At 56.7% G+C, this 13,179-nt stretch carries 8 protein-coding genes; all 8 read right to left on the bottom strand.

What is annotated here, in order from left to right:
* Positions 1–11 precede the first annotated feature (11 nt).
* Positions 12–1,508: a sulfatase family protein gene (locus UH5x_RS24600; RefSeq protein ID WP_482633989.1), complete on the bottom strand. Its 1,497-nt coding sequence runs from the start codon at positions 1,506–1,508 to the stop codon at positions 12–14.
* A 75-nt stretch (positions 1,509–1,583) separates the two neighbouring features.
* On the bottom strand, positions 1,584–3,071 hold the full coding sequence (locus tag UH5x_RS24595; RefSeq protein ID WP_482633988.1) for an ankyrin repeat domain-containing protein: 1,488 nt from the start codon (positions 3,069–3,071) through the stop codon (positions 1,584–1,586).
* A complete protein-coding gene (locus UH5x_RS24590; protein ID WP_482633987.1) occupies positions 3,071–4,411 on the bottom strand; it encodes a DUF1552 domain-containing protein in 1,341 nt (446 codons plus the stop codon). The genes UH5x_RS24595 and UH5x_RS24590 overlap by 1 nt, the downstream gene beginning before the upstream one ends.
* A 35-nt stretch (positions 4,412–4,446) precedes the next feature.
* Positions 4,447–8,154 carry a DUF1592 domain-containing protein gene (locus UH5x_RS24585; protein WP_482633986.1) on the bottom strand — a complete coding sequence of 1,236 codons (3,708 nt, stop codon included), beginning with the start codon at positions 8,152–8,154 and terminating at the stop codon, positions 4,447–4,449.
* Positions 8,155–8,633: 479 nt separating this feature from the next.
* Positions 8,634–10,163 carry a transposase gene (locus UH5x_RS24580; protein WP_482632748.1) on the bottom strand — a complete coding sequence of 510 codons (1,530 nt, stop codon included), beginning with the start codon at positions 10,161–10,163 and terminating at the stop codon, positions 8,634–8,636.
* 217 nt (positions 10,164–10,380) lie between these two features.
* Entirely contained in the window at positions 10,381–10,626 is a 246-nt protein-coding gene (locus UH5x_RS24575) for a hypothetical protein (protein WP_482633985.1), read from the bottom strand.
* A gap of 1,209 nt (positions 10,627–11,835) precedes the next feature.
* Positions 11,836–12,495 carry a 3-keto-disaccharide hydrolase gene (locus UH5x_RS24570; RefSeq protein ID WP_236696702.1) on the bottom strand — a complete coding sequence of 220 codons (660 nt, stop codon included), beginning with the start codon at positions 12,493–12,495 and terminating at the stop codon, positions 11,836–11,838.
* Between the two features lie 324 nt (positions 12,496–12,819).
* A complete protein-coding gene (locus tag UH5x_RS24565; RefSeq protein ID WP_482633984.1) occupies positions 12,820–12,987 on the bottom strand; it encodes a hypothetical protein in 168 nt (55 codons plus the stop codon).
* Positions 12,988–13,179 lie beyond the last annotated feature (192 nt).

Here is a 13,179-nt window from a genome sequence, read left to right as displayed (position 1 = left end):
GGGCGTCGAGTTCAGCGACTGCGGCCATCGTCGACGATCTGTTTCATGCGTTTCTGCAACCGCTGAACGATGTCAGGATGGTCTTGGTAAACGTTGCTGGTCTCGGCGGGGTCGTTTTTCAGGTTGTAAAGTTGACCAGTCGGGCCACCGGGCTGCGGCGGGATGCGTGATGGTTTGGAAAAGCCCCCTGACCCCAGTCCGGTGATCCATTTCCAATCGCCTTCGCGAATGGTCATCGTGGATTTGCTTCCAGCTCGCATCACGAATTCGGTTCTCTTTGTGCCTTGCTGGAATGGCTGTTGAAGCAACGCCGGCAAAAAACTGTGGCTGTCCGGTCCAGCGTCCCGGGGAAGCTCCGCCTTCCAGATATCTGCAAACGTGGCCATCAAATCGGTGAAGCAAACCAGATGATCCGTGCTGCTAGATGCGTTGGCGTGACCTGGCCAGCGAACGATGAACGGCATCCGGTGCCCAGCCTCCCAGGCGTCGGCTTTCATTCCTCGAAAACCGCCGGCCGAATCATGCTGGAATCGTTCCGTGTCGTTCTCGTACCAGACCGGCCCGTTGTCCGAAGTAAAGATAACGATCGTGTCTCGTTCCATGTCCTGCTGTTTCAGCGCATCCAGCACGCGTCCGATTTCGTGATCGACCATCATCACAAAATCGCCGTACGATCCCACTTGGCTCTTGCCAGCAAATTCAGGACTGGGCAACCAAGGTGTGTGGGGAGCGGGATAAGCGAGATAAAGCATCAATGGCGTCGCATCATCAGCGTTCGGATGAGCTTCGATCGTGTCGATCGCCAAGTCCGTGAAGTGTGGCAAAACATCGGACAGTTCCAGATCCGGAGCAATGCCGCCGGCTCGCCAGAACGCACCTTGAATCGGCGACCATCCTTCGCTGTCGTTGGCCTCGATGCGATCCGTCGGCGGATGCACCGCTTTCCGATCGTTGATGTAGAAGTAAGGCGGAATGTCGGTGGAGGCTCGGATGCCAAAGAAATGGTCAAAGCCGCGGTCCACGGGGCCACCCAACAACGGACGGTCGTAGGTTTCGTTGGCACGTTCTTCAAATCCCAGGTGCCACTTTCCAATCATCGTGGAACGATACCCCTGCGATTTCGCAAGCGATGCCAGCGTGACTTGATCGGGTTCGACCAAAGGTTCACGTGGCCAAACGCTGACGTTGGTCCGAAACGGATAACGTCCCGTCATCAGCCCATACCGTGACATGTGACACAGAGGTCCCGGTGCGTGGGCGTTGGTGAATCGCATCCCATCGCGAGCAAGCGAATCGATGTTCGGCGTTTCGATCTTGGAGTCGGGATTGAAACATCCCGGGTCTCCATACCCCATGTCGTCCACCAAAATCACAACGACATTGGGACGTTCGGCAGCAAAGAGAGCCGACGAAACGAATGCAAACAAAAGCGTGAGGAAGAAGCGATGCACGGGATTGGTAGGTGGGAGGGAGGGAAGGTCTGCGATCCAAATGAGCCGTTTGGGCATTAGCCCCGGTTCCAAGCTGCAATCGCGGGTGACGCCGAGCCATCGATCAACAACCGAGAACTCGACGATCCCGACTTAGAAGCTAGAAGCTTCAATCGCTTCTTTCAAAGCTTCGATTGTTGGCGGTGACGGTTTGACGCTGCCGGGACGTTTGCCACCGGCGATGTCCAGCGGTGTCCAATCACGTTTGTTCTTGTGGTTCCAAACATTGGGATCCGCGCCGACCGAAGTCAGCTTTCGAACCGCGGTCGGAAAGGTTCGCAGCGCGGCGCCGTGCATCGCGGTTTCTCGGTTGCGATCGACGACATTGGGATCGATCCCGAGATCAACCAGCATCTCGATCGCGCGGTCGACCTCTTCCGGCGTGCCCGGTTCTTCACCCACCGCGATCACCCCGACTCCTGCCGCAGCCATCAACGCGGTGGTTCCATCGTCATTGGTGATCGTGGGGTCGGCTCCGAGTTCCAGCAACAAATGCATCAGCTCAACGTCAGCACCGCGAGCGGCCAACAAGAACGGCGTGGCGCCCTTGGGATTGAGGCGTTGGCCACGTGACTTGCCGTTTTTCAGTTGCAGATTCACGTCGGCACCTAATTCCACCATTTGGCGGACAAAGTCCAAACTGTGAATGGATCCCGTGATGCGAGGTGCCGGGTCGCCTTCTGGGTTGTCGCCCAATTCCGTTTTGCGAACCCAAGTGATCGCGTGCAGTGGAGCGTATCCGCTGCGTTGGTCGTTCGGATCGGCACCGCGACGGACCAAATCGCAAGCCAACTGAAGGTGCCCGCTTTCCATCGCGAACATCATCGCCGACATTCCGTTCCGCGGATTTCGGCCGCCGCTGCGTTTTGGTTTCGCGACGGTGTTGACGTCCAAACCCGAGTCGAGCAAACGCATCACCACCGCCGATTGTCCGTGTCGTGCCGCGAACATGAGTGCTGACAACCCGGACTGCTTCAGTGTTGTTTCAACGTTGCATCCCGCATCGATCAATGCGTCGACGGCATCCAGGTTGCTGGCCGCGGAGGCCCACATCAACGCGGTTTGCCCACGGGCTTCTTTGTCTTCCATGTCAGCTCCGGACTTGATCAGCGACCTGACCACATTCGCGTTGCCCTGCCGCGCCGCCAACATCAACGGCGATTCGCCGCCGCGTCGAGCCGCGTTTGGATCGGCCCCCGCGTCCAAAAAGGCTCGCACTGCTCTGAGATTGCCATACTCACACGCCAGGCTCAGTGGCGTGACCTCGTACAGCGTTCTCGCATCCACGTCCGCACCGGCAGCGACCAGTGCCGCGATACTGCGAGCGTGATTGTGGTAGGCCGCCCAGTGCAACGCCGTCATCCCATCGGGTTGAGACGCATCGACGTCCACTCGATCGCCAGCCAACGATTCTCGAACCAAATCCCAACGTTGCTGTTCCGCCGCGGCAACCCACTGGTGATCGAGTGCTGATTCCTCGACGCCAGCAACCGCGGCCGCATCCCGATCGGATGGATCCGCCGCGACGACGCCAAGACAAACCAGGAGCGATCCAACGATCGGAAAAATCATTCGCAACATCACAGTGTCACCGGATCAAAGAGGTCATCGACCGTTCCCGTGCTGTCCGCGAACGATTCCAAAGGCACACCAACTTTGTTGAGCAACGTCAGGTGCAGGTTCGACAGTGGCTCAGGGTCTTTGAACCGAAGGTGACGGTTGCCACGCATGTTTTCGGCGGCACCACCAGCCACCAAGATCGGCAGATTGCTGTGGTCGTGCGCGTCCGGATCGCCCATGCCACTCCCGTACATGTAGAGCGAATGATCGAGCAATGTTCCGTCGCCTTCGGGGACTTCGTTCATCCGCTTGAGGAAGTCAGCGAACAAGGAAACATGGAACTGGTTGATCTTGGCAACCTTGGCCAGTTTTTCCGGATTGCGACCGTGGTGAGTCACGGGGTGATGAGGATCAGGCACGCCGATCTCAGGATACGTTCGCGTACTGGCCTCGCGAGCCAATTGGAAGGAAACGACTCGAGTGATGTCGCCTTGGAAAGCGAGCAACTGCAGGTCGAACATCAGCTTCGCGTGATCGGCGTACGCGGTCGGCACACCCACGGGACGATCCAAATCGGGCAGCGGATTCACCTCGCTGTTTTGTTCCGCCAACTGAATCCGGCGTTCGACTTCGCGAATGCTTTCGAGGTAGCCATCGATCTTGTTGCGATCCGAGGCACCCACGCGATTCTTGATCCGCTTGATTTCCAAGTTGATCGAATCCAGCAAGCTGGCTCGTTTCTGCATCGCGGCGCGTCGTTGTTCAGGCGTCCCGCCTTCGCCAAACAAGCTTTCAAACACGATTCGCGGGTGAGCTTCGGATGGCAACGGCTGCGTCGGAGAAGCCCAAGACAAACTGTTCTGGTACACGCACGCGTAACCGTTGTCGCACTGGCCGACGGTGGACAGCAGGTCCATCGACAGTTCCAAAGAAGGTAACTGGGTGGTGGAACCGATCTTCCGAGCCGCGACTTGATCGACCGTGGTCCCGTTGTAGTAGTCGCTGCTTTCGGTTCGCTTGGCTCGCGCCGCACTCAAAAACGCCGAGTTCGATGTCGCGTGGGAACCGGGATATGCGTTTTGCAAATCCGTGTTGGAGATCACGGTCAAGTGATCCTTCACGTCTTCCAGTGGCGACAAACTGGACGGCAAATCGTCCAGCGTTTCGCCTTCGGGAGTCCATTCGGCCGGGTTGTATCCCATCGGTATGTAGATGTAACCGATGCGTTTGAGGCGACTGGGGGCGGCTGCCGTTGCCGCGGTTGCGGTCATCGCCGGGATCATCGCGTCCAGCAGTGGCAACGCGACGGCGGCACCGGTGCCTCGCAGCAACGTTCGACGGGAAAGATGGGATCGTTTCATCGAGCTTCCAGTTTAGAAGTGGGCAGCGTGACGGATCATCGGGATGAGTGGCGGTTGTTCGGTTCAGACGCGATTTCTCGGTACCGAAACGGCTCGCTCAGAACGATGCCGTTGACCAGAGAAGCCAGCGTGTAGTTGGACTGCGCCGCACCACGAACGATGCGGCGAATCGCCGGTCCATCGTGTGGCTCAACAACTCGCCCGAGTGCGTATGTCATTAGTTTCTCAGAGACGGTTTGAGCAAAGATGTCCGGGCGAGCGACGATGCCGGCTTCCAGTTCATCGACCGATTGCAACTCGGTACCATCTGGGAGTTGGCCCGACGAATCGACATCCAGCGTGCCTTCAAATTGTCGCCAACGCCCGACCGCGTCAAAGTTTTCGAGTGCGAACCCAAGCGGATCGATCAAGTCATGGCAACTCGCACAAGTCGGATTGGCTCGGTGCATGGCCAGCCTTTCCCGGACGGTCATCGCCGCGAGCGTGTCTTTCTCTTTCAAATTGGGAACGTTCGGCGGTGGTGGAGGAGCGGGAGTTCCGAAGATGTTTTCCATCACCCAGTTGCCGCGAATCGTTGGCGAAGTTCGTGTGGCGTACGAGGTGACCATCAGAATGCTGCCGTGCCGCAAGATGCCGCCCCGGTGCGACTCCGGTGAAACTTTGACGCGGCGGAAATGGCTTCCGGCGACGCCTCGGATCCCGTAATGCGTGGCCAAACGTTCGTTCAAAAAGGTGTCTTGCGAAGCGATCAAATCGGTGACGCTTCGATCGTTCGTCAATACATCCTGAAACAACAACTGAGTCTCGCGTTGAAAAGATTGCCGAAGGTTGTCGTCGAAGTCGGGGAACAAACGCAGGTCAGGCGTGATCGAATCCAAGTTGCGTAACTGCAGCCACTGCGAAGCGAAATTCGTGACGAGCGAATTGGCACGAGGATCACCCAGCATTCTTGCGACTTGTCCGGCCAGCACGTCATCGTTTCGCAATTGCTTGGCGTCGGCGAGGTCCAACAATTCTTCGTCGGGCAAACTGCTCCACAAGAACGACGCCAATCGAGACGCCAACTCATGATCCTTGACGGCGACAACATTCTTTTCTTGTGTTGCCGAGGCATCCGGATCAACGGATTCAATCCGGAACAGGAAGTTTGGGTTGACGAGCAACGCGGTGAGAGCGGACTCGATGCCCTCATCAAAGTTGCCGGCTGAGAAACCGTCATCAAAAAAATCCATCAACAACGCCAGTTCCTCATCCGTGGCGGGACGGCGATAGGCTCGGCGAGCCAACCGTGTGAGGATCTTTTGGGCTTCGTCCCGGTCGTCGTTTTCGCCGGGCCAGTTCTCGCCGAAAATGGCTTGGCGGCTGATAGTGTTGCCGGGACCGTCAGGAGCAAACGGTCCCACGATCGAAACCTGATAGATCGCTGGCGTCAGTCGTGGATGGCGGTGTCGATTGAAGTTGGCATCGAAGGGCTGTCGTTTGCCCTCGGTCAGCGACGAGAAGGTCTTCGGAAACGTGACTCCAATCGAATGCCGGCCGGCGTCGAAGTGCAGACGCTGCTTCAGGTGAGAATCCGAATGCGTGTAATCGGGACCGCCGTACTTGCCGGTCTTCTTGGGTGGATACACCTTGAACTGGTGCACTCGAGCACGATCGACCAGCACATCGATTTCGTGTTCGCGATGCAAACCCTCGACTTGTTCGTCTCGGTCGCGAGTCAACTTCAACTCGATTTCGTACTCGCCCGCTTGCGGGAAGTGTTGATCGAACAACACGCCGCCGCGGGTTCCAAACGGCAAGCCTTCAACATGCTTTTCTTGCGAACGGTCGGCCGGCAACCGAATCGTCACTCCGGCGGGGCCGTTTCCCAAGCCTCCGACGGCCACGCGAGCGATTTTTTGCGCGGCCGACACGTAGCGGTTCAGGTGAGTCGGAGAGAGTTCCTCGACGGTGATGTTGTCAAAACCGTGACTGGATTCGTCTTTGGGAAGGTAGTCCGATGCATCAATGGTCACCGCCAGCAAATCACGGATCGCGTTCTGATACTCCACGCGGGTCATCCGCCGCATCGCTCCCACTCGGCCCGGTCGTGGGAACTGCTGGGCGTGATGATTGAGAACAGAAACCAACGAAACTGTCACTTGAGAGTAGGTTGCTTCGTCGGGTTGGCCGTAATCTGGCGGCGGCATCTGCCGGGTGTTGATGCGTCGAAGGATCTTTTCCCACTCCGCCGTCGCAAAGTCAGGATGCGTGAACTGATCGGCACCGAAATCAAACGCCTGCAAATCCAATCCCGCTTCGGCATCGTTTCCCGTGTGACAATCCAGACATTGACCGGAAACGAATTTGCGAATCGCGGAAAGATCGTCTGAAACAACTTGATTCGCTTGCGGCGCGGGTGGTTGAACAGGATCGTTCCCAGCCTCGGCAGTTCCGGCTGTGCTGACCTGAGTCGTCAGCCACTCGCTAGGCAATGTCTCGGCGGATGCGACTTCACCGCGTAACAACTGAGCCGCTCGGCCGACGATCTTGAGGTAGTGATCGCTGGGCAAGCCTTCGTAGGTCACGAATTTTGCGTCGCGTCCTTGGGGTGGATCGCTGGTGCACTTGAAGATGGCGGTGGCTTCATCAACTTCGTCAAACATTGCGACGTACAGCATCTCGGCCCCGGCCTTCTTCGCCGCGATGATTTGCGACCAAAGGAATTGGCCTTTCAGTCGCGGGATGTCATCCAGGGGTGCTTCTCCGTTGCGAAGATTGAACCAGCTGAAACCGGGGAAGACGACGGGCAAGTAACCTTGGCCGTTGGCACCGCATTCTTGTTGATCAGGTTTCCAAGTTTGCTCGCCGTGTCGTTGGGCTTGCGCTGGAGTGCGATAGCGTCCGGGCGTCCATGGGCTGATCACATCCGCCATTTCAAAGATTGATCGAACCGCCGGATCGGTCACGCAGTCTCGGTTGAGTTCTCGCCAGCCGGTCGGGACCCCCAGCATGATGCTGCAACCGGCTCTTTTCAGTTGGGCGATCAGCGTTTTGCAATCATCCAGCGTGTAAGCACCGGGCTGGTGCCGTTCGGCGAACCCGACACCCCAAATCGCGACGAGGGGCATGCCGTTGTGATGCAGGTAAGCGTCGCTGCTGGTGATCGCTTCTTCGTTGACCAGACGAGTCCAGTCTTGTTGAACGACGTCGAGTTCTCCTTCTCGAAGCCCCGACAAGTCATACATCACCGCGAAGGCCCGCCCGTTCTCTTCGGAGCCGCGACGACAGTGATTCAAAATCGCGGTTCGATTCGCGAGACTGGCGGGAGATCTCAGCGAAGTTGCGAAGCGTTGGACAAAGGCACCATCGATTCCGTACTCACGCATCCATTGAAAGTGACGGCGAACGGTTTGTTCGTTGGCGCTGCTGAACACTTCCGCGACGCTGCCGTCGGAATGCCGGAACTTGGTGGCAAAGCGTTCTTCCGGTGAGTACTCCGACATGTCCGGCCAAAGGTCGACCGTGACATTGACCGGACCAAGTGGCTTTTTCGAGTCGCGTCCCCAATGTCGCCAACCAAGTCCGGCGCCGTCTCCCTCGCAGTTGAACCAGCCTTGGTAGCCGCACATCACCTTGCCGGTCAGCGTGCTGCAATCGACCGCTTCGGTACGTTCGGATTGTTCCGGCGAATCGTCCCCCAACACGGGATCGACGAACCCGAATATCAACGCGGCGGCAACGACAAAGGCGGGACGAAGCAAAGGAGTTCTCTTGGGAAGGATCCAAAAGGATGAGACGAGAACGGGAATGGCCGGGGAGTTGCCGGATGCATTCTGCTCGCCGGTTTTCGGGCAAGAGTGTGACCGCTGTCACGACCAAAAGTTCACGGTCCATCGTACTCGATCAGCGAGCCGAACGCACCCGGAAAGGGGCGACGTCACCCCTTGCCCTCGCCTCGCGGGACTCCGTTTTCCTTTGCGCGCGACTGCTTCGATCGCCCCACGCCTGGTTTTCTCGGATGCGGAGCAGGTTGGCAGCAGTCTTTCGGCAACGGAACCGTTTTGAAAACCTCACGCTTCCGTCGGAAAACCGGGACGAAGGTTGGACCGCGAAAACTGGACGGGTCACACAGACAATGTGGCGTCGGTTTTGGTTCTGTCCCACGCCCCAATGGGCTGGCCCCTACGGAGAGCACTCGAAGAACACTAGGACCGCCCCGTTGGGCAACGCCGTGAACGATTTAGGCGACGGTACAAAACCCCAGTTTTTGAAGTCGATCGCGATCTTCTTTCGTGGCGCGAGTGACGTTGGGGAGACCGCAACGAGGCTTGTCTTTCTTGTTCGGTTTATACCTCGCCTCCTTGCTCGACTTGCGTTCGTAATCATCGATCAGCGCATCCCTCAGCATCTCCGATAAGCTCGGTTCCTCGAGATCGGTCTCGTTGAGGTTCTCAAGAATGCGTTGGAAAGAACGCACCACCCCTGCGAAGCTGATTCGACCAGGCATCGCGACCGGATCACCCCGGCGACGTTTCTTCGCGAGGTGTACTTTCAAGGCATACAGCTTGACGATCAGAATACTGAGGATCGACCAATGCAACTCCACCAACGCCCGGACGCTCTGGCGGCAGCGAAGTTGTCGTCGTCCATACGTTTGCTTTAGGTTGCGAAATTCCAATTCGATTCCCCAGCGGCTCTTGTAAATTACCAGTGCTTGCTCGTCCGTGAGCTTCTTCTCATCCAAAACGCTCGTTAAGAGAACTGCCTCTTTGCGGCCGAGTTGGATCTGAATCATGCGAAGCTTCAGGGGACGCATGCCCTCACGGCGTTTGTCCTTGGGCCAGCAGTAAACAAGGTTGTCTTCGCCAGGCTCGACATCGTAGCCGAGGCTATGCAGCAAGTTGACGTTCGCGCCGACGCGAACGAGAAAGTGGTGTCCCCCATCGATGATGCTCTTCCAAAATTCGTAGCCAACGAATCCCGCGTCACCGGTAAACAACGTTTTCCCCGGGAATTCGCCGTTTTCTAGCATCTCTTGCACGTGTGCTCGTTCGGACGCATTGCTAGGCCCAAGTTTCCAGCACCAAGTCAGTTGCGTGGCAACGTGCCAAATCTTTGTGATCCAAATCTGGGGTACTGGCGGTGCCGGTGGATTCTTCTCGATGGCCTGACGGCGCATTCCTTTGGTCTTCTTTTTTCGATACCGAGCCGTTGTCCCGTGACCATGATTGGGAGCGCAAAACGCTTTTTCGTTACTCAGTGTTCGCGGCGTTGTGTTTCGAGAACCATCGACAGCCATGACGACCCAACCAGTCGTCCTCCAAAGCTTGCCGGCGGTTGCCTCGATTTGCTTGTGAATCCGAGTAAGCAAAACCTCGGACAACCAGGGAGTCCATCGAACCAGCGCCTTGATCAGTCCAGAGTAACTTGAAAATGCGATCCTCCCGTGGACCTTTTTGCATTGCCGGGTGCCTGAATCAAAAGCATCCTTGAGCTTGTCCTTGTCAGAGAAGATCCACAGCAAGGCTTGGATCATCAGAGTCATTGTCTTCCAGCCAGTGTTGCCGTGGGCCTGCGTCGGCACTGCCTGCTCGTCACCCAGCACCCAATCGATCGCACTGCGGAACTCTTTGGCGTTGCGCGTCTGGGCTTTCCGATAACGCTCTCGCTGAGATTCGATCTTGACCTTGCGCTTAGCTCGGTTGGATTTCCTTTGTCGAGCATGTTCTTTGGCCTTGCTTGATTCGTGAGAATCGAGTTTCTTTGACACAGCCGGATTCCTTTCTGACTGAAGTGTTTCAGTTGGTTGGTAGGGGGATCCGGCTTTTACACTTCAAGGGCAGTTCAGCAAAACACCACAAATCGCGGCCTCAAAATCGTTCACGGCGTTGCCCGTTGGGGCTTTGCAATCTTGGTCCCGCCGTAACCCAGGGCGTTGCCCTGGGCTTTCATAGGTCTGCCCCTTTGGGGCGAATGTTCAGCGAAAGCTAATGGATGCCAAACGCATCCGACCAGGAGTTCATTGATCCTGCGACATGCACATCGACTCCCGATTCGGTGACCTCGGCCGCGCTAAAGACAACGACGGTTTGACCGGCGATCTCGGTTTGTCCTTCCAGTTCGACGTGCAGACTGATCCGGTTGTCTGAATCAAACGGAGGCACTGCATCCAGATCATTCAGGTCCAAGTCAAAACCATCGACCCTGAGTGTATCTTCCCAAATACTTTCCATTCGTGAATCGCAGATCCAATCCAGACCTTCGCCGCCATCCATTCGCGAGATTGCAGAGCCTCCATCGAGAGCACGCCTTCGCGACGTCGGTTCTTCTTCCCGCGGCAATTCTTTTTGTTCACGGAGCCGAGAAATCTTCCCCGCCTGCGGTGACCGCCTTCTAAACTGGGGGGCACGCGACTCAAGCTCTGCGCTGCAATCGACTGAACTCGTTCGTCTTTGTCACAAACGGATTGAATTGCCATGCCTAGGTACAGACATCTGTTTTTCCCGATCGCCTTCGCGTGCTTTCTGCTAGGCTGCGAGCGAGTTCCGCCAGCTCCGCCGGTGGATATCTCTGAATACGAAGCTCAGTACTATCTCTGGCGTGGCAGCGCCGAACAGCAGTTGGATGAGCTCAGCTCTTGGATTTGGGGAGACAACGAGCTGAGGGTAGAACTAGGTAAGCAAACCGACGAACGCCATGTTCGATTTTTACACACCCAGATTCAGCAAGACATGCATTGTGCTGCACTGCTTGCGAAGACGCAGCTTGGATCCGATGAGCTTCGTGAGGCAGTGAACCAATCGAGCTCACCCGTTCAAACTCAAGTGCTCTGGGTCAAATGGTTCGCCGAACGCGACCCGGATGGAGTCTCGCATCCAATCACAAGGTCGCCAACCGACCGCTTGATCATCTCGAGGATCGATGAAGGCCGGAGGAGATACCAAGGAAACAGGTAAACGGATTTGATTCGGCAACCAAACGTGTCACCGGAAAACTCCATGACCTCCTTCGGCGAGAGGGATGACAGGTTGTGTTTTCGGTGCTGTTCAGGAAGAAATGTTGCATCTGCTCTCAGACTGCCGATCGCAAAGATTGGTTGGCACAGTCGAACGCTCAGCGGTTCAAGTCATCATCGGCTCCCGCTTGCCGGCTTTCGAATCAACGACAGCGGTTCACGGCGGGGACCGCCGTTCTAAGCAGGTCGGCAGGAATGATCGGGTAGAACCTCACGTAGGCGAGTCTCTCTGAAACTCGCAAATGACAGCGTCTCGAAGAGACGCCGCTACGTGATCAAGCCCAATGACTCCCGCTCACGTGCTTGCAGGTTGTCGAGCGTCCGAACCTGTAGCTCGGTGGTACCCCACAGAGTCCAGCCTGAATTCACTGCGAATGGCCAACGCTGTTTCTAAAAATCGCTACGGCAAAGCAGCGTGGTTGGACGACTAGTCGTCCAGTGGCATGACTTCCGATTTTCGGATGTGGACGATGCTGCCCGGGTCGTGTTGCTGGAATGCGAAGTGGCCGGGGCCGTAGGTCTTTTCAAAGTCCATGTATTCGTACAGCTCGTTGCCATCGACGGTGATCTTGATGCGAGTCATGTCGCGTCCGCGCCAGTTGTCGTCTTTGACTTCGATCTCGTAGGTGAACCAGGTGTCTGGTTTGACCAGTTCCGGGTAAACGTGGCAGAAACCGTACAGCGAACCGGTGCGGATTGGGTCGCTGTGCGTGCTGTCGACTTGGGCTTCGTAACCATCCATGAAACCGGGTTTGCGTGTCGTGCGAAAGTAAACTCCCGAGTTGCCGCCGTCATTGATTTTGACTTCCGCGCGGTAGCGGAAATTCTTGTACGGGCCCGATGTGTTGACCAACATCGACACACCACCAGTGCCTTTGATCACGCCATCGACCACTTCCCATTTGCTGTCGTCTCGCCCGACTTTCTCCCAGCCTTCCAGCGATTCACCATCGAACAGAGTTGTCCACTTGGCCGACTCGTCGCCTTTCGCGTCGTCTTCCCCTGAAACGCTGAGGCCTGCAAAAGAGACGCACAGTGCGAGAGCGAGCCCCATCGGATAGCGGAGCGAATGAACAAGGTTCTTCATGTTGTTTCTCTGATGTGACTGAGTTGGATAGGCGACTTGCCTGAGACACGTTGTCGAGCAGGCCGATGTCGAACGATTAAAACTACCGCGGTTGCGTTTGTCCATAGACTGGCGGGCGAACGCGAGGCAGACATGCGAGATTCATTCGGGAAAGTGTTGATTCCGAGGGCTCTTGGCGGTACTTGGGGACAACCGGGGCTAACGCCCAAACGGCTCACATGTTTTTCCCCGAAGCTTGCTGACAAGCAACTTCGCGATGTTCCGTTGGATTTTTTGTCAGACGCAGATTCCGACAGATCTTCCGCGGACATGCGAGCAGCAATTTCAGTCGTTGGCCGGTGGCTCAGTGACTTTTTCCAATGGTTTGCCGCAGCAGCGAAATTCCGGTTCGCAGCCCTCGCAGTCACAGCCCTTGGTCACATGAATCTCCATCTGGCAGTTCACGCATCGATACATGTCGCCGACTTGAGGTGAGTCTTTTGAAACGGACATAGAGGTCTCCTTGGAGAAAGTGTTTCGATCCTGATCGATTCTCGACCAGCTTTTCGAAAGACACCCCAGCGATTTCCGCGCCAAGCAGATGTTCAGGGTGTCCGCCTCGTGATCAATGAGCGTCGCCATGAAGCCAAAATCCGAGCTTGCCGAAAGCGTGCGGCAGAGCGAACGGCGTCTTGGTTCACCGTT

The sequence above is a fragment of the Rhodopirellula sp. UH5 genome, from assembly GCF_056839225.1.
This window is presented reverse-complemented; position numbering and strand designations above follow the sequence as displayed.

Excerpts from the sequence above, each read along its gene's own strand:
- UH5x_RS24600 (WP_482633989.1), bottom strand. The coding sequence starts at position 1,508 with ATGCCCAAACGGCTCATTTGGATCGCAGACCTTCCCTCCCTCCCACCT.
- UH5x_RS24565 (WP_482633984.1), bottom strand. The coding sequence starts at position 12,987 with ATGTCCGTTTCAAAAGACTCACCTCAAGTCGGCGACATGTATCGATGC.
- UH5x_RS24570 (WP_236696702.1), bottom strand. The coding sequence starts at position 12,495 with ATGAAGAACCTTGTTCATTCGCTCCGCTATCCGATGGGGCTCGCTCTC.
- UH5x_RS24590 (WP_482633987.1), bottom strand. The coding sequence starts at position 4,411 with ATGAAACGATCCCATCTTTCCCGTCGAACGTTGCTGCGAGGCACCGGT.
- UH5x_RS24575 (WP_482633985.1), bottom strand. The coding sequence starts at position 10,626 with ATGGAAAGTATTTGGGAAGATACACTCAGGGTCGATGGTTTTGACTTG.
- UH5x_RS24595 (WP_482633988.1), bottom strand. The coding sequence starts at position 3,071 with ATGTTGCGAATGATTTTTCCGATCGTTGGATCGCTCCTGGTTTGTCTT.